This is a genomic window from Pseudoalteromonas sp. MTN2-4 (assembly GCF_042848605.1).
In the GTDB taxonomy this organism is placed as follows: Bacteria; Pseudomonadota; Gammaproteobacteria; order Enterobacterales; family Alteromonadaceae; genus Pseudoalteromonas.
The window spans coordinates 536,783-560,525 of sequence record NZ_BTGK01000002.1 but is presented as its reverse complement, the minus strand read 5'-3'; the positions used below and the strand labels follow the sequence as shown (position 1 = coordinate 560,525).

Below are 23,743 nucleotides of genomic sequence, written 5' to 3'. Positions count from 1 at the left end.
AAAATGAAACTGTTAAAGAAATTCTGTCAAGCTGCGATCTTAGCGACGACATTCGGTTTATCAGGCGCAGCAATGGCCGAAGAACTTAACTTAGATGCGTTACTTAAAACGCTAGAGCAAGGCCAAGTAGCACAAACTGCTGAAAATAAAGCGAGAGAGGCAGAGTTTGTTGCAAAACGCAATGAGCAAGATGCGGCACTTCGTAAGCTTACTTCAGACAGAAATGCGCAATTAGCTCGATCAGAGCGTTTAGAAACGTCATTTGAAGAAAATGAAATCAAGCTTCAAAACTTGTCTGATACGTTAAGTAAACGTATGGGTACGCTTAAAGAGTTATTTGGTGTACTTCAACAAGTTTCTGGTGATGCAAGTAATAAGTTCCAAACATCTGTCGTTTCTGCTGAAATTTCAGGTCGTAGTGCATTTATGGATGAAATGGCTGCAAAGATGGGCTCAAGCTCAAAACTTGCTTCAATTGAAGACATTGAAAAGGTGTGGTTCGAACTACAACGTGAAATGACAGAGCAAGGCAAGGTTTCTCGTTATAACGCAGAAGTCATTATTGCTGGTGGTGAGAAAGTAAATAAACAAGTTTTACGTGTTGGCGCGTTTAACTTAATTGCTGATGGTAAATACTTAACTTTCAACCCGGTTACTAACACAATTTCTGAACTAACAAGACAGCCGGTTGCACGTTATCAGACTTCAGCGGCAGATTTACAAGCAGCTAATGGCGGAGTCGTTGATTTTGCACTAGACCCAACTGGCGGTTCTATTTTAGGCCTTTTAGTTCAAGCACCAAATACAGAAGAGCAAGTTCATCAAGGTGGCTCTGTTGGTTATGTTATTTTAGCAACCGGTGTTATTGCCTTACTTATCGCACTTGAACGCTTCATTAGTTTAATGCTGATGAGTGCTAAAATTCATCGTCAACTTAAAGACACGACACCGCGTGAAGATAACCCGCTAGGTCGTGTGATGAAAGTTAAAGAGCAGTATCCAGATGTTGCTTACGACACACTTGAGTTAAAGCTAAGTGAAGCAATACTTCGTGAAATGCCTAAAATCACTCGTAATTTAACCCTGATCAAGATTATCTCGGTTGTAGCACCATTACTAGGTCTACTAGGTACAGTAACGGGTATGATTAACACTTTCCAAGCAATCACTTTATTTGGTACAGGTGATCCAAAGCTGATGGCGGGTGGTATTTCGCAGGCACTTGTTACAACTGTACTGGGTCTAGTTGTTGCTATCCCAACCGTATTCTTATACACGCTTTTAAATACGCGTTCACGTAACTTGTTACTTATTTTGCAAGAACAAAGCGCTGGCATTATTGCAGAGCGTAGCGAGAAAGGAGCGTAAACGTGGTTTTATTGCTAGATGCAATTAACGCACTACGCAGCTTTCTAGATACAGGTGGCCAGGTACTCCTGGTCATCGGTGTCCTTATCTTCGCAATGTGGTTACTTATTTTAGAGCGCTTTATCTATCTATTCGGTTTATACCGTCAACAGCGCAAAGAGGTAATCGCTAGCTGGAAAGCACGTTCAGAGCGTAATAGCTGGAATGCGGAACAAATTAAACAAGCTCAGATTTCGCGCATTGGTATTAAGTTAAATACAAACCTGCCATACATTGGTGTCATGGTTGCCTTATGTCCTTTATTGGGTCTATTAGGCACAGTTACAGGCATGATCGAAGTATTTAATGTAATGGCCATCACAGGCACAGGTAGCGCACGTTCAATGGCTGCGGGTGTATCCAAAGCCACTATCCCAACGATGGCTGGTATGGTCGGTGCACTTTCAGGTGTATTTGCTGTGACATTTTTACAGCGCAAAGCGAAACGTGAAGTAGAGTTGTTAGAAGATAAATTGTTGCTAGATCACTAAGTAACACGAGGTAAAGAATTATGAGAGCACCATTAGCAAAAGTTTTTCAAGAAGAAGAAGCTGAAGAAATCAACATGACACCAATGCTTGATGTTGTATTCATCATGCTAATTTTCTTCATCGTTACAGCTTCTTTCGTAAAAGAAGCGGGTATTGATGTAAACCGTCCAGAAGCTGCAACAGCCGTTAAAAAGCAACGAGCAAATATTCTAGTTGCGATTTCTGATAAAGGTGAAATTTGGATTAACAAACGTCAAATTGATATTCGTGCTGTACAGGCGAACATCGAACGACTAAAAGCTGAGAATCCTCAGGGTAGTGTAGTTATTCAGGCAGATAAAAAAGCCACAACAGAGTTGTTAATCAAGGTGATGGATGCTTCACGTGCTGCAGGTGCGTTTGATGTATCGATTGCTGCACAAGAATCATAGGAGCAAAGATGCGTTATTTAACCGCTTTACTGATTGCCGCTACGATCACCTTTTTCCTATTTTTAGGGATGCAGGCTTTGATCCAAAGCGGTGAAGGCGTGATGACAGATCCTGCTAAGGGCCAGGTCCTTGATTTTGTAAGGTTAAAGAAAGAAGAAACTGTACAAAAGAAAGAGCGAAAGCCACAAAAGCCACCAACACCTAAAGAGCCACCTCCACCTATGGAAGCACCTCAAATGCAGGCAAACAATTTAGATGCTGCAGGCGCTGATTTCGACTTCAGTGCAGATGTTCAGGCTGATGTAGATTTAGGCGGTGGTTTGGCACTTGAGTCAAGCGATGGTGAGTATCTTCCAATTGTAAAAGTAGCACCTGTATACCCTAGACGTGCACTTTCACGTGGCATTGAAGGTTATGTAATTGTTGAGTTCATAGTGACTAAACAAGGCACAGTGAGAGAGCCTAAGGTGATTACAGCAGAGCCTCAGAGTATTTTCGACAGAGCTGCTTTAGATGCAGCACTCAAATTTAAATACAAACCGCGTGTTGTAAATGGCGAAGCGGTTGAAGTGGCCGGTGTTCAAAACAAAATCTCTTTCCAAATTAATGGTTAGTTTTTTTGAGTGTTGCGAGGAAATGTAATGAATATTAGAAAGTTAACTTTAACCGTTAGTATTGTTTTATCAGCGTCTGTTTTGCCAAGTTTGTTATCGGTCACGCCCTTAACAGATATTAATACAGTCTATGCAGAAACTAAAACTAAGCGAGTACCAGCACTTAGAAACAAAGTGTACAGCCAGTTAGCGAGAGCTCAAAAATTGGCTGATGAAGGTCAAGTTAAAGAAGGTCTTGAAGCGTTAGATAATATTAAGGCCAGATCAAGTAGTATGAATGCTTACGAAGTTGCGATGATGTATAACTTCTATGGCTTTATTTACTATAACGAAAATCAGTTAGATAAGGCGATTGAATCATTTGAGAAAGTGATTTCAGAAGAGCAAATTCCTGAATCTTTGAGACAATCTACGACTTTTAGTCTGGCTCAGCTTGCTATGGCTAGCAATGATTATACGAAAGTAATCACTTATCTTGATAAGTGGAAAAGTGGTAACACTAAACCGATTGCAAATAGCTATTATGTCCTACGAGCCAACGCGCATTACTTGCAAAAACAGTATGACCAAGCTTTAGAGAGCATCAATGTAGCGATTAATTTATCTGAAAGTAAAAATGAGCTGCCAAAGGAGAACTGGCTAGTTTTACAACGAGCTCTTTACTATTCACTGAATAAACCTGAGCAAGTTGTCGTTGTACTAGAAAAGATGGTTAAGCTTTTTAACAAACCTGAGTATTGGGTGCAACTTGGTGGTATGTATGGGGAAGTGGGCGAAAGTAAAAAGCAACTGGCTATACTTGAGGCGGCTAAGCAGCAAGGCTTTATTCAATCTAAAAACGAAATAATGCAGTTGGCTCAAGTCTATATGTATAACGGTTTGAACTTTAAAGCTGCTGAGGCATTGAAACAAGGGATTGTAAACGGAAAGATTGAAGATTCCGCAAAGAACCAGGCTTTCATAGCTGAAGCTTTTGTACAAGCAAAGGAAGATGAAAAATCTATTGATCATTTTAAAAAGGCAACAAGCAAAGTAAAGCATGGTAACTATGCACAAAGGTTAGCCGAAGTGTATTTAAATCTAGAAAAATTTGAGGAAGCAGCTGATTATGCCAGAGAAGCCCTTGATAAAGGTGATTTAAATTTTGAATCCAACGCATATGTTGCACTTGGTATGGCGCAATATAACTTAGAAAATTTTGATGCTTCCATTATTGCTTTTGAGCAAGCTGAAAAACACAAAAAATCAGCTAGATTAGCCAAACAATGGATTAAGTTTGTTGAGAAAGAAAAACTACATTCAGAAAGCTTGAAAAAAGCACTTTTATAATATAAACAAAATCGCAACACCAAAGCCGCGTTCAGTATAGCTGGAGCGGCTTTTTCTATTTTATACTGCAATATAATATTTATTACCTTTAATCAAACTGTATTAATACTGTCATTTAACTTTATATTTTATGTAACCCAACAGTAACAAATCTCCATTACTTTATGCATCAAGCTTTTTTGCGCTTATAACGACTTAATATTTTTTTGGAGATTAAAATGAAACTTTCTGGGTTTTTTAAAGCTAGCTTAATTACTTCTGCACTTGTACTTGCTGGTTGTGGCGGCGGTGATATCAACGTAACACCAACAACAAATGATAACCGTGTTGACAACTCAACAAGCAACGTTACAAACAATACAGGTTCAGATAACTCAGGAAATAATGGTGGTACTACTCCTCCTCCTACAGAAACACTTGAATGTGCATCTTATACAATGGACGGTGCAGAGTTTAAAGGTAAAGCAGACAACGAAAACAAAAACTGTATCTACAGCCAAGCATTTGCAAGTAATGCAAAAGACATTACTGCTTCTTTCTTAATTCCAGCTTTACCAAATGGCGGTGCGCACATCTTCGAAGGTGCACTTTTCATCGGTACTGACGTAGACACTTCAAACGGCGGCACAATTGACGTAAATGGTCCAACACTTACTATCGAAGCTGGTGTTAATGTTGCTTTCACTAAGCCAGAAAACTTCATTCGTATTGCACGTGGTGCAAACATTGAAGCAATTGGTGAAGTAGATAAGCCAATCGTTTTCTCTAGCTACGCAGAGTTCGACGGCGATGATTCAACAACTGCAGCAATTGGTGACTGGGGTGGTGTACAGATTAACGGTTTAGGTCATTCAATCCGTTGTTCTGAAACTGACGCAAATGCAGGCATGTGTAATCACAAGGCTGAAGGTATTGTTTCATACTATGGCGGTAATGACCCTCAAGACGACAGTGGTACATTGAAGCACGTTGTTATTAAATATGCAGGTTACGGTGTTGAAGGTGATGAACTTAACGGTCTTACATTAAACGCTGTTGGTTCAGGTACTACAATTGATTACATTCATGTTCATAACGGTTTTGATGATGGTATCGAATTATTTGGTGGTTCTGTAAATATCAGCCACGTTGTTGTTACAGAGACTGGCGATGACGGTATCGACTGGGATGAAGGTTGGAAAGGTAACGGCCAGTTCATTTTAGTTCACTCTAAAGAGTACGGTAACCATGGTTTTGAAACGGATGGTGCTAAGAAAGATCCAACTTCAGAAGATGGCCAAGGTCTTGTTACAACAGTGTCTTATCCAACTATCGCAAACGCGACAGTAATTGCAAATGGTAAAGAAGGTGCTGAAGGCCGTCGTACTGGCGCAGGTATGGAGATGAAAGAGTGGGGCAAAGCAAAACTTGCTAACATGCTTTTCGTAAACTCTTCTACAGAAGCCGGTGCTGGTTGTTTTGACCTTTATAACGAAAAAGACCAGTCAGGTGCTGAAGGTGTACATGCTAATGCTAAAGCTGGTGACATCACTTTCATGAATTCAATTTTCGCTTGTGGTCTTAATTTCGAAGAAGTTAAAACGCCACTGACTGGTGATTTAGCTGACTTCAATATTGAACAATGGTTCTTAGCAGGTGAAATGAATAAACTAATCGGTTTCTCAAGCTTTGATAATGTATTAGCTGCAGATGGTGTATCTACTAAGTCTGTTATTACAGATAAAGACGGAAATACAGTTGCAGTTGAATCAGCTAAGTTAAGCGAATCTAACAGCTTCTTCAAAGACGTTGCTTATGTAGGTGCTTTAGCTGAAGGTGAAGAAAGCACATGGTCTAAGTTCGTTGCAGCCTCAATTGCACGTACTAAATAATCTAAACCATTAATTATGGTATTCAGGGCGCAGTATTGCGCCCTTCTTGAATCAATTTGGTTTAGAGGAATGAATTATGAAACCAATAAAGCAATTTAAGGCAAATCTAATTACCTTATCATTACTTTCTTTATTGGCACCGACTACACAAGCTATCGCTGCTGATGAAACTGCACAAGAAATTGAAGAAGTTGTTGCAGTTGGAAGTCGCTTAAAAGGTAGCGCAAGTGCCGTAATAGAAGAACGTAAAAACCAAGCATTCGTCGCTGACATCATGGGTTCTGAGCAAATTTCAAGAACTGGTGATAGTGATGCCGCGTCTGCGCTTCGCCGTGTAACTGGTTTGAGCTTAGTAAACGATAAATTTATTTATGTACGAGGACTGGGCGAACGTTACTCAAGTGTTCGTTTAAACGGTGCGCTAGTGCCAAGCCCGGATTTAACTCGTAACGTTATACCACTAGATATATTCCCTTCTAGTATCATTGAATCTCTTGCGGTACAAAAAGCATACTCACCAGATATGCCAGCTGCATTCGGTGGTGGTGATGTAAATATCCGTACAAAAAGTATCCCTTCAGATCGTGTATTCAAGATTGAGATCGGTGGCGCATATAAAGACACTAATGATCGTGGCCTAGTTTATAATGGCAGTGACGACGACTGGTTAGGTAAAGATGACGGTCTGAGAGCTATACCTGCTGAAATGCAAATGGCGCTAAACACATATGTAAATGGTTTATCAGATATTTCAACTAGAAATATTCGTGCGGTTGAATCACAAAAGCAGGGCTCTGATATCAGTCAAGCTGAAGCAGTTGCAATCAATAAATCTCTGATCAAAGCTTTACCACGTGATTTTGGCATGGTTGAAAAAGACTTAGATCCTGATTTCGGTGCTAAACTTGTTTACGGCGATAGGTTAGATGATGTATTTGGTTTTGGTGGCCAATTAGGATTTCTGACATCATTTGCTTATGACAATGAATGGTCAAATTCAAAGGAATTTAATTCAGTTTTATCTACAATTGATACCTCAGAATTAGATTGTAGTAAGGAAAATTTTGACTGTTATTCTGCAAAAGAAGATAAGCATGTTACTAAAAACAACGTTAAGTTAAATGCCTCGTTAAACCTAGGCTATAAACTGGACGGTCATGATGTGAATGCTGGTTATATGATGCTACGTGATACAGAAGATGAAGCTTCTTACGCATTGTATCAAGAGCCTTCAAAGTCACTTAGCATTGAAGATGGTCAAGTGCAGCGTAAGAATACGACTTCTTTTGAGCAGCGTGAATTAGAGATCCTACAAATTCGCGGTACACATAACTTAACTTGGTCAGTATTAGATGGTGTAGGTTTTGATTGGCATTACACTGATTCAACAGCTACAACTGAAATTCCAAGCGAATTAGAAATTACTGTTCGTGATAACTATGAAAATGGTCAATACAAAGAAACGGTTTATAACGGTAGCCTAGGTGGTAATCCTTTCTTATATCGCTTCGTTGATATGGAAGATAAGGTTGAAAATTGGGGTTGGAACGCAAGTAAAGCTTTTTACTTTGACGGCTCTGAGCTTGAAATCAAAACTGGTGGCTATTTTGTTGATAAAACACGTGATTATAGAACGGACTTCTTTAATTATCGCTTCGGTCAAAATCAACAACTTTCACTTGCAGATAATGAAAAACAAGCACTTGGTATAGGCTCATATTTTAGTGTTGATTCAGTAATTGATCAGACTGATGTTGAAATCTTGTTCCAAGAGCCAAATGCTGATGACTATTTAGCAGCACAAAAAATTGATGCATACTTTGGTAGCATTGATTACTTGATCGGAGAAAATTGGCGTGTATCAGGTGGTGTTCGCTATGAAGACTTTAGACAAGTAGCACTTGCATTTTCTCGTTCAGCATTTGATCCAGCTTTACTTGCTGATAAGTTAAGTGAAGAGGCTATTCAACAAGCTAGTGTAATGGAGGATGATTTCTTCGGTGCACTATCTATGACGTATAGCGAAAAATCACATCAATTACGTTTTGGTTATGGTCAGACTGTGGTTCGTCCTGATTTACGTGAGCTAACGCCGGTACAGTATCAGGATCCTCTAACAGATTATCGTACATTAGGTAACCCATTTTTAGAGTCTAGTTACTTAGATAACTTTGATTTTAGAGCTGAGTTCTATATGGATAATGGCGATAACTACTCTGTTGGTGCTTTCTATAAAGATATTGATAAGCCAATAGAAGCGCAACTTACTGAGTCTGATGGTCGTTTTACGCTCGAGTTTGAAAATGCTGATTCCGCAGTTGTGTACGGCATTGAGGCTGAATGGTTGATGGAACTTTCTGCTGATGCGCTTGGCGGAGCATTCTTTACCTCTGGTAACGTGACATTAAGCGATTCTGAAGTTGAGATCCTTGAATCAGATAAAGGCGACTTAACAAACTTAAAACGCCGTATGACAGGTCATTCTAAATACGTAGCAAACTTCCAATTGAACTATGACTCTCATAATGGTAATCATCAAGCTTCTGTTATATATAATGTTTTTGGTGACCGCATACTTGCTGCTGGTGTAAATGGCTTTGATGATGCATATGAACAGCCTATCAATTCTTTAGATGTTGTTTACAGCTACTATCCTAACTTTAATACAACAGTGACTTTCAAAGTTAAAAATCTTTTGGGTCAAAACTTTGAAGTACAGCAAAATGATGTGTTGATCCGTGAGAAAGAAATGGCACAACAGATCAGTTTAGATGTATCAATGGAATTTTAATCTATTCTTCAAGGATTGAAGATAAAGCCCATATAAATATGGGCTTTTATTTAAATCGAAAACGAACACATCTTACTTTATATTGAAAGACAGTTGCTGCATGAAAGTTTGTAAATTAGCAAAGATAAAACTAGTTAAATAATTTCAATTTTGGTAGCTTTAGACGTCTAGACTCACGCAATGATTCTAAATAATTTAAACAAGGTAAATGAATATGAAAAGAGTAGGACTCGTTGGTTGGCGTGGTATGGTGGGCTCCGTATTAATGGAGCGTATGCAGCAAGAGAATGATTTTGACAACATTGAAGCGCATTTTTTTACAACTTCTCAAACTGGTCAGTTAGGGCCTGATTTTGCTGGTACACCAAAACCATTACTCGATGCAAATGATGTCTCTGCTTTGTCTGAAATGGACATTATTATTTCTTGCCAAGGTGGTGATTATACAAAATCAGTTTATCCTCATTTAAGAGAATCAGGCTGGGCTGGCTTTTGGATTGATGCTGCTTCTGCACTAAGAATGGAAAGTGACAGTATTATTGTTTTAGATCCAGTCAATAATGATGTGATTAAGCAAGGCTTAGAGCAGGGCGTTAAGACTTTTGTTGGTGGTAATTGTACTGTTTCTTTGATGTTGTTAGCACTTGGTGGTCTATTCGAACGTGACTTAATTGAGTGGGTTTCTCCAATGACTTATCAAGCAGCTTCTGGTGCTGGTGCGCGTAATATGCGTGAATTAATCACTCAAATGGGTGAAATTAATTCAGAAGTTAAAGCACTGTTAGATGATCCAAGTTCAGCAATTCTTGAAATAGATAAGCTTGTTGCTGAGAAAATAAAATCTGACTCTCTTCCTAAAGATCAATTCGGTGTACCTTTAGCTGGAAGCTTAATTCCGTGGATTGATGTGCCAATGGATTCTGGTCAATCAAAAGAAGAGTGGAAAGCGCAAGTTGAAGCAAACAAAATTTTAGGTTCAAGTCGCTCACCAATTCCAATTGATGGGTTATGCGTAAGAATCGGCGCAATGCGTTGTCATTCCCAAGCAATGACCATAAAATTAAGAGAAGACTTAAGTGTCGAAGAGATCGAAAGCATTCTTGCTAATCATAATGAATGGGTTCGTGTTATTCCAAATGATAGAGTTATTACAGCAGAAGAATTAACACCTGTAAAAGTAACAGGCACATTAGATATACCAATTGGTCGTATTAGAAAATTAACGATGGGGCCGAAATATATTAGTGCATTTACTGTGGGTGATCAGCTACTTTGGGGAGCAGCTGAACCATTAAGAAGAATGTTAAGAATTATTATCGATTAATTCTTTTTCCAAAATTTATTAAATAAATTTGGATAATTTTCTTTAAGGGACTTAGGTTTATTTTTAAACCTTTTTCCCTTAGGTTGAAAGTTAACTACTTGATGATACGGCAGTTCTTCACCAGTTAATTCTTCAAATAATAGACCAGGCACCAAATCAAGTTCATCAATATAAGGGTAAGGTAAATTATCTTTAATTGGAAAGTTATAATCGAACAGCTCGTCTGGATTACTAGTAAGTTTTATATTAAATTCTTTTCCTTGTACTAAACACCAATTACAAAAATCTAAAAAATCATACTCCGTATTACAACCACATATAATAAACGCAACCGCCCAGTTATCCCAATGCCAAAGATTCTTAAGTTTTTCTGTATAAATTGCATCAAAACGTTCGATATTATTGCTCGTTAATTTTGCTAATATTGTTTTAAGCGTTTCATTTTGATCTTCTGGAGATTGAATTACTTTTTCTAAAATTTCCCAAAAGGTTTGTTCATTCATTTTTATTGGCCAACTAATAATTGAGGGTAAATTTTAGCATTATTTCCTTCTTTAGTTAATATCGTATAATTTACGTTATGTTAAATAATATTTGATATACATTAGAGTGTGACTTTAGGTTAAAACTTTAGTTTACATAGACGTTTGAAATATCTAAACTATGTCCAATACTAACCAATATCGGACTTAACATGATTTTTCCGTTAGTTGATACTGTTAAGCAATTAAGATACATGATTGCCCATGTTGAAGATGCTACCCTTAAAACCGAATATCCTGAATTAGAGTCTAAACTCACAACACTAAACTCTAAACATGACTTTATAACTTCGGATTACGAATTTTTATTAAAGTTTTTGTATGTTTACGGAAGAAAATCTGAGGCAACATTCAATCGTTTTCGAAATGAAATCGAACGTTTATATCTATGGTCTTGGCATTTTACAAAGTCATCAGTTTTCAATTTAAAGCGTGAAGATATAGAAGCTTATGTCGACTTCATGGTTAAGCCTGAAAAATCTTGGTCTACAAATTCTGTACAATGGCGGTTCAAAGATAAAGACGGCATAAAATGTTTTAATGATAAATGGCGACCTTTTATAGAAAAAGAAAATGGCGTGAGTCAACAAACGCTTGCAGCCATGTTTACTGCGCTAAATGTATTTTATAAATTTGCACAGTTAGAAGAAAAATCCGCTTTTAACTATGTGCCTGTAGTGAAAAAAAATTCTCCATATTTAGTTGTGCAATCCCAAATCAATATGCCTGATACTCTAAGTGACCTTCAGTGGGAATATGTTTTCGGTGTGACAAAAGATAAATGTGAAAAAGAGCCCAAATTCGAAAGGAATTTATTCACCTTAGCTTGTTTAAAAGGTTTATATCTTAGAATTTCTGAACTGTCAGATAGGCCTCAGTGGTCACCTGTAATGAGTCATTTCTGGCAAGATTCAGACAGTTATTGGTTTTTGCGCGTGATGGGTAAAGGTAACAAACTCAGAGACGTAACTTTGAGTGAAGAATTTTTGGAGTATTTGAAAAGGTATCGTATTCATAGAGGTTATGAATCTTTACCTCGCGCAGATGATCCATCCCCTATCCTTCATAAATTACGAGGTCAAGGTGGAATGAATGTGAGACAGATAAGAAGAATAGTACAAGAAAGTTTTGATCTTGCAATCGAAAAATTAGGAAGAGACGGTTTCGAAGATGAATCAGAACAACTTAAAGCAGCTACATCTCATTGGCTTCGCCATACAGGTGCAACACATGATGCAAAACATCGACCACTGAAACATCTTTCCGAAGATCTTGGGCATTCAAAAATTGCGACGACAGACCAGATTTACGTACAAACTAATGTGTCAGATCGTGCAAAGTCTGGGTCTAAGAGAACTTTATAATAGTGCAATTTTATTATGTTAAATTGAATGTGGTTGAATTATTTCAACCACATTAATCATATATTTAAAGTTTAGAAGCAATAAATTCAATTGGATGAAGTGGCTTCTTACCTTCAAATCGTTTAACTTGTGAGCGGCATGAAAAACCGGTCGACAAAATAGTCTCTATTTGTTCATTTTCTATCTTCTTTTTCCAAGAAGATTCATATAACACTTTAGATTTATCAAAATTTTGCTTTTCATGCCCATAAGTTCCAGCCATACCACAACAACCAGTTGTAGGTGTTTTTAGTTCTAAACCTATCTGAGAAAAAATATTTTTCCAAATTTTTGATGCTGACGGCATTGCTGTTGTTTCTGTACAGTGAGATAACAGAGTAAAGCTAGAATTGCTGTTAATTTTTATGCAGCTAAAATCAAATGATTCGAACAACTCATGTGCAAGTTTAACTTCAAAATGACCTCTATCTTCAGAGTTTAAAATTGTTTTATATTCGTCTCTATATACCATTACTAAAGACGCATCTAAACCAATCATAGGAATGTTTAATTCTGCAACTTGATTCAGAAACTGGCTTGAATTTTTTGCAGTCGTTTTAAATTCTTTAAGAAAACCTTTAACATGTTGAGGTTTTCCATTTGGAACAAATGGCAGAACAAAAACGTTTTTTCCTAATGCTTCGATAAGTTTAATCGTTGCTGCAACAAGTTCTGCTTCATAGAAACTAGTAAACGGATCTTGTACGATTAAAACTGAATTAATTTTTTCAGATTCAGAAAGTAAATTAACTTTTTCGAAATCAAATTTGTTTTTTGTTTTTATGCGTTCAGATATTGTAGGTACACTCAAGTTAGGTGTATCTACGTAGCCAATTATATTATTAATGAATTGTTTTCCAGGGAAATTGTTTACAATAAAATTATTTAGCCTAGGAAATTTAGCCATAAGTGGCGCAGTTGCTTCAACATTTCCTACGAGCAAATCTTTAGCTGGTCGTAAATAAATACTGTGATAGAAATTTAAGAATCGTGATCTAAATGTAGGAACATCTACTTTAATTGGGCATGCTGAAGAACATGCTTTACAAGCCAAACATTCATCCATCGCTTCTTTGACTTCATGGTTAAAGTCGTAATTATTCGAACCAGAGTTTCGGTACCTTTCCCACCAAGTAGTATCATTTTCTTTATTAATTAACTGTTTTTCAACTTCGAGTAGATTAACGCCCTGCTCTTCTTGAATTCTTAACCACTCTCTAAATAATGATGCTCGCCCTTTTGGTGAATGTCGTCTATCTTTGGTAACTTTATAAGATGGACACATTGGTGTGTCATCATCATAATTAAAACACAGTCCATTACCATTACAATTCATGGCATTTTCAAAACTGTCTTTAACAGTGACATCTATTTTGCGATCAAACCAACTTCTTTTTTGGCCATCAACTGAAACAAGTGAGTCTTTACTTTCTATTGGCGTACATATTTTTCCAGGATTTAATCTATTGTTTTTATCGAAAACTGCTTTTATTTTTCTAAGTTCGTTAAAAAGTGTTTCACCAAAAAACTCAGGACCATATTCACTGCGATAGCCCTTACCATGCTCGCCCCACATCAAACCATTATATTTAGCTGTCAGTGATACGACTTGATCAGAAATTTTTCTAAGTAATTTTTCTTGCTCAGGATCGCACATATCGAGTGCTGGCCTAACATGAAGTACACCTGCATCTACATGACCGAACATACCATAATGTAGATTATGGCTATCAAGCAATGTTCTAAATTCAGCGATAAAGTCTGCTAAATTTTCAGGAGGAACGGCCGTATCTTCCGCGAAAGCGAGAGGTTTTTGTTTTCCCTTTGTATTACCAAGTAACCCGACTGCCTTTTTACGCATCGTATAAATTTTAAGAATTTCAGATTTATCGTTTGTTAGTTGATAACCGATAACACCTGCTTGTTTATTTTCGATCAGTGCGTCAAGTTTATTACAAAGATTATTAATCTTGTCATCCATTTCATTTTCTGTCTCTCCATTGAATTCAACCATGTTTAAACCCAACATTTCTTTGTCAGGTACATCTTGAATAAGGTCTGAAACTGAATGCCAGATAATATCTTCTTTTGCTAGATTAAGAACTTTACTATCTACGGTTTCTACGGATGTTGCTTCGGCATCAACTAAAAATGGAGAATTACGAAGTGCAGAATCAAAACTATCATATTTTATATTTATTAAAGTTTTAAAAGGTGCAATGGGTGTAATATTAAGTTTTGCTTCTGAAACTACCGCAAGTGAGCCCTCACTTCCTGTTATTACTCTTGATAAATCAAATGTAGATAGATCTTCATTAAAAACATTTTCTAAATCATAACCAGTTAAAAAACGATTGAGTCTCGGGAACTTCTTTAGAATTAATTCTCTGTTGTTTTCACAGGAAGTAAGTACTTGCTTATATACAGATGACGTACTTGCTTGTTGCTCTGCTAATAACTCAGCTTGTTCTTTAGTAATTTTACTTGTGTTTAACTCGGTGCCATCTACCAAGTATGATTTTAAGCCTAAAACATGATCACTGGTTTTACCATATACTAACGAACCTTGGCCAGAAGCATCGGTATTTATCATGCCGCCTATTGTCGCTCTATTACTCGTTGATAAATCTGGAGCGAAGAAATATCCAAAGGGTCTTAAAAAATCATTTAACTGATCTTTAATCACACCCGCTTGAACTATTACCCATTTTTCTTCTTCATTTATTTCTATAATTTCACGCATATGTCGTGATAAATCTAGAATAATGCCGGGTGTAAGTGATTGCCCGTTAGTGCCTGTGCCTCCACCTCTCGGTCCAAATGTTAAAGACAAAAATGGATCTTGGTTGGCTGTTTGAAGTGCTATTTGTATATCTTTATTTGACTTAGGAAAAACGACAGCTTGAGGGACTTCTTGATAAATACTGTTATCAGTTGAATTAACAATACGTGTTGCGTAACTGGTATCAAGATCACCAGTAAAGCCTGAACTTTTAAGCTTATCTATATAGCTATTGATTAATTCATTTGCGTTATCTTGTTGAGAAATTTGAGCAATCATGACGGTTTTTACTTATTACTTATGACTCTATTGTATCACGGTAGAATGTTAAGAAAATTGAGTTTTATATTCTTTGTTACAGTTAGAAACAGAAAATTATATTTAACTTGCTATTATTTAATACAGGAGGCTGCTATGAAGAAATTTTTTACTTTGAGTTTAGGTTGTCTATTTGTAATATTAGCAATAATCTTTTTTGTTGTGCCTGGTCCTTCAATCATATTTGGTTTGGTTGCTCTAATGTGTTTTTCTTTTTATTACCCTAAAGCTAGAATCTATTTGAAGAAATTACAGCGAATTTTTAGAAATGTTTGTTACAGATTAGACAAAGTAAAATGAAAAAAGCCGGCAATTGCCGGCTTTTCAATTAGTTTGCTTTAAGTTTATCTGCTAAATACAACCAAGTTTCTAACACTGTATCAGGATTCAAAGATACAGAATCAATCCCTTGTTCAACAAGCCAGGCAGCAAAATCTTCATGATCTGAAGGACCTTGGCCACAGATACCAACATATTTACCTTTGGCTTTAGCAGTTTGAATAGCCATAGATAAAAGCTTCTTAATTGCAGGGTTTCTTTCATCGAATAGGTGTGCGATTAAACCAGAATCACGGTCAAGACCTAATGTTAACTGAGTTAAATCGTTAGAACCAATAGAGAAACCGTCGAAGTATTCTAAGAACTCTTCAGCTAGTAATGCATTTGATGGTAATTCACACATCATGATTACTTTTAAGCCATTTTCACCACGTTTTAAGCCATGCTCTTCAAGTAGTTGTATTACTTGAGCTGCTTCTTCTAATGTACGAACAAATGGTATCATGATCTCAACATTCGTTAAGTCCATGCCATTTCTTACACGTTTAATAGCTTCACATTCTAGAGCAAAACATTCACGGAAATCTTCAGAAATATAACGAGACGCGCCGCGGAAACCAATCATTGGGTTTTCTTCTTCCGGCTCATATTGCTGACCGCCCACCAAGTTCGCATATTCATTCGACTTAAAGTCTGACATACGTACAATAACGCGTTCTGGTGCAAATGCTGAACCTAAAGTTGCAATACCTTCAACTAGTTTCTCGATATAGAATTCAACTGGAGAAGCATAACCTGCTATCATTTCTTTGATTTCAGCTTGTAAATCAGCTGGTTGTGTATCAAAGTTGATTAATGCTTTAGGGTGAATGCCAATCATTCGGTTGATAATAAACTCTAAACGCGCAAGGCCAATACCAGCATGTGGTAACTTAGCAAAGTCGAACGCACGGTCTGGATTACCAACATTCATCATGATTTTCATTGGTAAATCAGGCATAGAGTCAATTTCAGAAGTAATTACTTCATAATCAAGCTTGCCTTCGTAGATATAGCCTGTATCACCTTCAGCACAAGAAACAGTTACTTCTTGGTTATTAGTGATTAAGTCTGTTGCGTTACCACAACCAACTACAGCTGGAATACCAAGTTCACGAGCAATGATTGCTGCGTGACATGTACGGCCGCCACGGTTTGTAACGATCGCAGCTGCACGTTTCATGATTGGTTCCCAATCTGGATCTGTCATATCAGTAACTAATACATCACCAACTTGTACTTTATCCATTTCATCGATTGAATTAAGTACTCGTACAACACCAGAACCAATTTTATGGCCGATAGCACGACCTTCTGCAATAACATTAGATTGTGCTTTAAGTTGGAAGCGTTCCATCACGTTTGCGTCTTCATTCGAGCGCACTGTTTCTGGACGCGCTTGAACGATATAAAGTTTACCGTCATTTCCATCTTTAGCCCATTCGATATCCATCGGACGGCCATAATGTTTTTCAATGATCACAGCTTGCTTTGCTAGTTCTTGTACTTCTTCATCTGTGATTGAAAAACGATTTGATAGTTCAGGTTCTATATCTATAATTTCAACTTGTTTACCGTGTGATTCATCACTTGAGTAAACCATTTGAATTGCTTTAGAACCAAGGTTTCTTCTAACTACAGAAGGTTTACCTTTGGCCAAAGTCGGTTTGTGAACATAAAATTCATCCGGGTTAACAGCGCCTTGTACAACCATTTCGCCAAGACCATAACTTGATGTTACAAATACAACATCTTCAAAACCTGATTCGGTATCGATACTAAACATTACACCTGAAGATGCTTTGTCAGAACGTACCATACGCTGAATACCAGCAGAAAGAGCAACACCGCGGTGATCATAACCTTGATGAACACGATAAGAAATTGCACGGTCATTAAATAACGAAGCAAATACGTGTTTGATTGCAACCATTACAGCGTCAATACCACGAACATTTAAGAAAGTTTCTTGCTGACCTGCAAATGATGCGTCAGGCATATCTTCTGCAGTAGCAGACGAACGAACAGCAAAAGAAACGTCTGCAGAAGCATCACCATGGAGCGTTTTATATGCATCGCGAATTGCTTTATCTAGTTCTGGTTGGAAAGGTGTATCGATGATCCATTGACGAATATCAGCACCAACTTTAGCGAGGGTCTTAACGTCATTAACGTCTAATGTGTCTAAGATTTTGTGAATTTTTTCGTTTAAGCCTGATTGCTCTAAAAACTCATTGAAGGCTTCGGCGGTAGTAGCGAATCCGCCTGGTACTTGTACACCAGCGTTTGCTAGGTTTGAAATCATTTCCCCAAGTGACGCATTTTTGCCACCCACTCGAGGTACATCTTGCATACCTAACTCTTGATACCAGAGAACGTAGTCTTGCACGGAACTGTCTCCATAAACAAATTGTAATAAATGTGAGAGATTGTTTGACCATTAGTATAGTCGAGTGCATTCTACACTGGCAAAGCTAGTCGCGTAAACCGCGATAAGGAAAATAAACAAATTTCATTAGGCTTATTTATGAGAACTGCTTTTTATATTTCGGATGGAACAGCCATTACCTCTGAAGTTTTTGGTCATGCGACTCTTTCACTTTTTCCTGTTGAATTTCAACATAAAACCATTCCTTTCGTAGAAACAGTGGAAAGAGCAAAAGAAATCAAAGAATTAATCAATAATACAGTTAGTGCAGATGGTGAAACCCCTTTAGTATTTTTCACCTTTGTTAATCCGGAATTGTCCGATATTATTTTATCTAGTAATGCCGTTTGTTATGATTTTTTAACACTGGCCAGCCATGTTCTTAAAAAAGAACTAAAAACAGAACCTGTTCCTCGTATTCATAGAACGCACTCAATACACGAATCAAGCTATGACTTCAGGATTGACGCTGTTAACTACGCATTGGCAAATGATGATGGCGCAAATATAAAGAACTATGAAGAAGCAGATATTATTCTCGTTGGAGTGAGTCGAAGTGGTAAAACACCGACTAGTCTATATCTTGCCTTGCAGTATGGTATCAAAGCTGCGAACTACCCGATGACTGAAGACGATCTCGAAAAAGGCAATTACCCAAAATGTTTATTACCCTATAAAGACAAACTTTTTGGGTTAACGATAGACCCTGAAAGGCTGTCATTAATTAGACAAGAACGTATGGCCAACTCTAAATATGCGTCAATACGTCAATGCCGTATTGAGGTGAGAGAAGTTGAAATGTTATTTAAGAAGCATAAAACTCCTTACTTAAATTCTACGAAACACTCAGTAGAAGAGATTTCTGCAAAAATTATTTCTGAAGCTGGCTTAGTAAGGCGCAAGTACTAGTTTTTAAATCTGTATTCTTCAAATTTCTGGATAATTTTAATCATATAAACCCCACTAAAAAATGTGGGGTTTATAAATTAATTGATATCTTGCTCAATCAAAGTAGATCTATTTTCTTGCATCCTTCAATAAGTCAGCAACTAAGAAACCTAGCTCTAAAACTTGATCTGCATTTAGTCTTGGGTCACATTGAGTTCTGTATCGTTGTGCTAAATCTTCATCCGATAAACCATATGCACCACCAGTACACTCTGTTACGTGCTGGCCGGTCATTTCTAAATGAACACCACCTGCGTATGAGCCTTCTGATTTATGTACAGCGAAGAATTGACTAATTTCACGTAAGATATTGTTAAAGCTGCGTGTTTTATACCCAGTAGTCGCTTTCTCAGTATTGCCGTGCATTGGATCTGAAGACCAAATTACTTTACGACCTTCTTCCTGTACTCTTCTTACAAGTGCTGGAAGCTTTTCGGGTAAGATATCTGCACCCATTCTTGTTATTAGCGTTAATCTACCAGGTATATTTTCTGGGTTTAAGGCATCTATTAATTCAATTAGCTCATCAGGCTTCATGCCTGGCCCTACTTTTACGCCTATTGGGTTTTTTATTCCTCTGAAAAACTCGATATGTGCATGATCTAGTTGTCGAGTACGTTCTCCTATCCATACAAAATGCGATGAACAGTCATACCAATCACCAGTTAGGTGATCTCTACGAGTTAGCGCTTCTTCATAACCTAACAGTAATGCTTCGTGAGAAGTATAAAGCGAAGTTTCTTTTAAACTTGGTGCAACAGTCGAGTCAATTCCACACACTTCCATAAACTGAAGTGCGTCTTGAATCCTATCTGCTAATTGCTGGAACTTTTCTTTTAATGGGTTTGCAGCGACGAAACTCATATTCCAACGGTTCACTTGGTGTAAATCTGCTAAACCACCCTGTGCGAATGCTCTTAATAAATTTAATGTTGCTGCACTGTGATGATATGCAGTCATTAATCTGTTTGGATCAGGTATACGAGCAGATTCAGTAAATTCAAAGCTATTTACAATATCACCACGGTACGATGGTAATGACACACCATCAAGGGTTTCATAGTCCGATGATCTAGGTTTAGCATATTGACCAGCCATTCTTGCAATTTTAACTACAGGGCATTTTCCACCATAAGTTAGTACTACTGCCATTTGAAGTAATGTTTTAAACGTATCTCTAATATTTGCAGCACTAAAATCAGAGAATGATTCAGCACAATCACCCCCTTGAAGTAAGAAGGCTTTCCCTTCACACACGTCAGCTAAACTTTTGTAAAGGCTTCTAGTTTCTTCTGCGAATACTAATGGTGGAGCAGAGTTTAGTTGTTTTTCGACTTGTTTTAATTGTGCCTGATCCGGATATTCAGGTTGCTGGACGATTGGAAAATCTCTCCAGCTATTTGGATTCCAGTTGTTCATTCCTCATTCCTATATTTATTTTGAACACTGACAACTTACAACATTGTGATTTTGATCTCAATATTAACAACACAAACAAAGAACACAACATACAAAATAATTTAGTATACGTAAACGGCGCATTACAAAGGAATACAAGACTAGATCACCACAATAAGTACACATCATAAGATTTAGCAAGACAATTTACGAACACATCATACTATTTAAGCTTTCATATACACAGAGTTAGAATTTATTTGCAGATCAGGAAAAGGCAAAATCTATGTAATTCAGGCTAAACCATTGTCAAAATGAATGTTTAAGTCATTCATCTTGCTAGAAAAGTACACTGTGATTTATAGTTTTCATTTATTTTTAACTCCAAAATAGGATAATTTCGTTACTTTTTAGATATTTCTTAAAGGTTATTTCGCTAAGAGCTGACTTATTTGATAAACTCTTTTTCCATTTGCTATTGAAGTTGTTGGTAGTTAATTTATTCTTCTGAAGTTTTCTTAGTGTGAATTATTTTCAAAGCCTTAATTGTAATTAGTCATGAGGTTTGTATGTTTCATACGTCGATATTTTTATCAATCTTTTATAACTATAAGTATCTAAAGTTATCAGCATCATTGAGAAAAACTTTATGCCACTCCCTTTCCATAGATGCGCTATAAGTTTTTTTATTACAAGAGCTTTAAAAATACAGAAATTTACTATTTAGATTTAAAGTCCTTTAATCATCTTTAATTTAAAACTGAACTTTTAATAATAGAAATGCAAGATTAATTTTAAGTCTCTAATCTTTCGGAAATCATCGAAAGTTAGCCGAAGAAGTGTAGTTATTTCTCATGAATTCAATAAAGTGCTAATACATTGTCGGATCAGCAAATAAAGCGCATTGATTGAGTCGTTAAATTTTACAATCAAATTGCTTTTTTAATGTTGATGTATTCGATGCACTGTTTTCATTTGTATCATGTCATAACAGATATGCTGTTCTTAAATATCTGTTATAAATTATATTTTTTAAATACCGTATAGAACGAGATTAAATGTAGTTAATATTAAATTAAATCCGTATGGTATGTATCGTATTACAATAATAAGAATACCTTCATTAATTATACATTTTAGACTATAGAACATTGAATGTACTCAATGATCTCAATCTATAACAATTTCATTTAAGTTAATATTAATTTAATTACCAAGAGATCTATTTGGTAACTAATTCATCTTTTTGCTCATTATTGAAAACTACACCAATAAAGATACTACTGTTTTCATGACTGTTATTACAAATTTGTGTATCAAAACAATTCCAAGCCAAAATTTTAGATAATCTTAACTTCGCTTATCTAAATATCTCTTAAGATAAATTCAAACTTCTTTGAGTTCTAGTAATAGACTCATAAATATCAATTACCGACATTTGATATTTTTTATTTTCATATAGTTCTATGAAGTTGCTTTGCTAATTTGGTTGAAATTAGGTCTGCATGAAATTTTACAAATTTTCTCTTAAGAATATAAATGAACAGATCATAATTTCAGTTTAAGTCTCTAAGTAAAAGTGGTTATTCATATCTTTAATTTTTGCTATTAATAATTTATATAGCTATTTTGTTCTAAGTTTTGGCCTTTGATCTCTTTTAGTGCGTCAACGCTTTGGTATTTAAGAGTCTTATTTTCTTTTCAAAGTTTCATTGTTGAATCTTGAATTTTAGGCAACATAATTTTTTGCCCTATTGAAACAGAGTTAACACTTTTTACTTAATAATCATTATGTCACCATAGTAATTCATAACCCAATTTAACTTAACCCCAAAACTATTTAATTCTTGAAGCTAAACAAGATTAGACAATCGTTAGCTCAATGTGTTATAAAAAAGAACACATCATACTTAAATATTGCAAAAATTACACTGCTGAATTTATTATCTACCAAGGAAATAGAATTAATCTTGTCTTTTTGTAATTAACGTTGCAGACATTTCATGTGTTGATTTCCAAAATCTAATTCTAACTACCTATAATTTAATGAGAGAAATATTGTCCAAGAGATAACTAACGTTTTATCAAATATAATCTCGTATTTAAGTGTTATTTTGCTAATGCATTTAATTTTTCATGAACACCATTGACTTTGCCAAGTTTGTATTAAGGTGTTTTTGTTTTCAATGTTCAGCTGGATACTGAAATCCTAAATTTTTAGGAGAATGTAACTATTTCAACTACTTCCTTTTTTATAAACAATAGGTATTTTTCAATTCCTTATTGCAGAACTGTTATTGAAAAACGTTTTTATCTCGTCTCAGTGTTTTAATACAGTTAGTCTTACTCTCGACTATAATGAAAATGTTATTATCCCTCACGAAAACGCAATACAAGAATAAATTTTATAAGGTGTCATTTTATGATATAATTAAAGAACACATCATACTATAAATGTTATTATTTGAACATAAATGAATATCAACTTTCTTATCAAAGCACAATTCGATTTGCTGCAAAATCATTTAGAACTTTTCTCTAAAGAACTTGAATCAGCAAATATTATTTCAGCTAATTATTATTCTCTGCCAGGCTATAATAAAGAGCAAGAACATACTGCTCCTGAAAAAATTATTGTTAATGAATTAACTGGTGATGAAGCCTTAAAAAAGATTATTTTTTCATATAATGATTTATTTTTAGAATCTGGCAAAAGTGGCAAAGTTTTAACAAGGCACCCTGGTATTGTTTTAGTTGAGGATAAATTTAAACATTTGCAAAATAGGATCAATTCAATAAACATTGAAAAGGCAAAGTTTAAAGAGTTAATTCTTAGTATTCCTAATAATGACGCACGTTTTGAAGCCGTTCATTCTGCAGTCCCTAATTTAATTACTTTAGCTGCATATCGAAAAATCCACTGCGAATCAGAATCACCTTTTTCGGTTAGATTCTCTTGGATGAAGAAGCATGCAACTAAAACTTTAACCAAAGATGCAGCGCTAGAAATGCTAGATCGTTCTTCTAAATATTCTAACCCACGAGCTATAGATCAAGAGTCATGGTTAAAGGCTGTTGAAACTGAAAAACTTCGAGTCCAAAGTTTACAGGCAGATTCTAAATTAAGAATAAGAAGACCAACTAGAGTAACGCCAGAAGTAAATATTCGCTTTACTGCGAGCAATAGATACCATGTAAGTGGTGCTTTACCTTTTATTATGTTAAATCCAAGCAAGAAATTAAAAGTGGGTAGTCTTCTTAACTATGATGCAAGTGTGAGTGATCCAAGAAAACGAGAGTATAATTTTTTAGTCGATAGAATTTATCTAGAGAAAAAAGAGTAAATAC

15 protein-coding genes are annotated in these 23,743 nt (G+C 36.1%); 11 read left to right on the top strand and 4 right to left on the bottom strand.

Features of this window, described 5'->3' with window-relative positions:
* Nucleotides 1-3 precede the first annotated feature (3 nt).
* The 8 genes from ACGHEH_RS07435 (at nt 4) to asd (ending at nt 10,258) form a co-directional block, all read left to right on the top strand.
* Complete coding sequence (locus tag ACGHEH_RS07435) at nt 4-1,368, top strand: MotA/TolQ/ExbB proton channel family protein (protein WP_390443491.1); 1,365 nt, start codon at nt 4-6, stop codon at nt 1,366-1,368.
* Between the two features lie 2 nt (nt 1,369-1,370).
* Nucleotides 1,371-1,898 (top strand): MotA/TolQ/ExbB proton channel family protein, encoded by a 528-nt coding sequence (locus ACGHEH_RS07430; protein WP_058032524.1) that lies wholly within the window; start codon nt 1,371-1,373, stop codon nt 1,896-1,898.
* Between the two features lie 20 nt (nt 1,899-1,918).
* The gene (locus tag ACGHEH_RS07425) at nt 1,919-2,329 is read left to right on the top strand and encodes a biopolymer transporter ExbD (RefSeq protein ID WP_058032525.1); all 411 of its coding nucleotides are present in this window, start codon (nt 1,919-1,921) and stop codon (nt 2,327-2,329) included.
* Between the two features lie 8 nt (nt 2,330-2,337).
* On the top strand, nt 2,338-2,943 hold the full coding sequence (locus ACGHEH_RS07420; RefSeq protein ID WP_138630202.1) for an energy transducer TonB: 606 nt from the start codon (nt 2,338-2,340) through the stop codon (nt 2,941-2,943).
* Between the two features lie 27 nt (nt 2,944-2,970).
* Nucleotides 2,971-4,272 carry a tetratricopeptide repeat protein gene (locus ACGHEH_RS07415; RefSeq protein ID WP_390443486.1) on the top strand — a complete coding sequence of 434 codons (1,302 nt, stop codon included), beginning with the start codon at nt 2,971-2,973 and terminating at the stop codon, nt 4,270-4,272.
* 218 nt (nt 4,273-4,490) lie between these two features.
* A complete protein-coding gene (locus ACGHEH_RS07410; RefSeq protein WP_390443484.1) occupies nt 4,491-6,143 on the top strand; it encodes a hypothetical protein in 1,653 nt (550 codons plus the stop codon).
* Nucleotides 6,144-6,219: 76 nt separating this feature from the next.
* Complete coding sequence (locus ACGHEH_RS07405; RefSeq protein ID WP_390443481.1) at nt 6,220-8,934, top strand: TonB-dependent receptor plug domain-containing protein; 2,715 nt, start codon at nt 6,220-6,222, stop codon at nt 8,932-8,934.
* 214 nt (nt 8,935-9,148) lie between these two features.
* A complete protein-coding gene (asd, locus tag ACGHEH_RS07400) occupies nt 9,149-10,258 on the top strand; it encodes an aspartate-semialdehyde dehydrogenase (protein ID WP_390443479.1) in 1,110 nt (369 codons plus the stop codon).
* Here asd and ACGHEH_RS07395 read toward each other — a convergent pair.
* Nucleotides 10,255-10,761: a DUF4240 domain-containing protein gene (locus ACGHEH_RS07395; RefSeq protein ID WP_390443476.1), complete on the bottom strand. Its 507-nt coding sequence runs from the start codon at nt 10,759-10,761 to the stop codon at nt 10,255-10,257. The two genes, asd and ACGHEH_RS07395, sit on opposite strands and share 4 nt — an antisense overlap.
* Before the next feature lie 191 nt (nt 10,762-10,952).
* Between ACGHEH_RS07395 and ACGHEH_RS07390 the strand changes: the two genes are divergently transcribed.
* Nucleotides 10,953-12,164, top strand: coding sequence for a tyrosine-type recombinase/integrase (locus tag ACGHEH_RS07390; protein WP_390443474.1), 1,212 nt, complete (start codon nt 10,953-10,955; stop codon nt 12,162-12,164).
* Between the two features lie 64 nt (nt 12,165-12,228).
* Here ACGHEH_RS07390 and ACGHEH_RS07385 read toward each other — a convergent pair whose 3' ends face one another.
* Nucleotides 12,229-15,264 carry an FAD-binding and (Fe-S)-binding domain-containing protein gene (locus ACGHEH_RS07385; RefSeq protein WP_390443472.1) on the bottom strand — a complete coding sequence of 1,012 codons (3,036 nt, stop codon included), beginning with the start codon at nt 15,262-15,264 and terminating at the stop codon, nt 12,229-12,231.
* A gap of 367 nt (nt 15,265-15,631) precedes the next feature.
* Nucleotides 15,632-18,010 (bottom strand): phosphoenolpyruvate synthase, encoded by a 2,379-nt coding sequence (gene ppsA / locus ACGHEH_RS07380; RefSeq protein WP_390443470.1) that lies wholly within the window; start codon nt 18,008-18,010, stop codon nt 15,632-15,634.
* 138 nt (nt 18,011-18,148) lie between these two features.
* On the opposite strand from ppsA, the gene ACGHEH_RS07375 reads away from it, so the two are divergent.
* The gene (locus tag ACGHEH_RS07375; protein WP_390443467.1) at nt 18,149-18,958 is read left to right on the top strand and encodes a pyruvate, water dikinase regulatory protein; all 810 of its coding nucleotides are present in this window, start codon (nt 18,149-18,151) and stop codon (nt 18,956-18,958) included.
* Between the two features lie 108 nt (nt 18,959-19,066).
* Here the strand turns inward: ACGHEH_RS07375 and ACGHEH_RS07370 are convergent, their stop codons facing one another.
* Complete coding sequence (locus ACGHEH_RS07370) at nt 19,067-20,416, bottom strand: class II 3-deoxy-7-phosphoheptulonate synthase (protein ID WP_390443464.1); 1,350 nt, start codon at nt 20,414-20,416, stop codon at nt 19,067-19,069.
* Nucleotides 20,417-22,869: 2,453 nt separating this feature from the next.
* On the opposite strand from ACGHEH_RS07370, the gene ACGHEH_RS07365 reads away from it, so the two are divergent.
* On the top strand, nt 22,870-23,739 hold the full coding sequence (locus tag ACGHEH_RS07365; RefSeq protein ID WP_390443461.1) for a DNA replication terminus site-binding protein: 870 nt from the start codon (nt 22,870-22,872) through the stop codon (nt 23,737-23,739).
* The last annotated feature ends 4 nt before the right edge of the window (nt 23,740-23,743 follow it).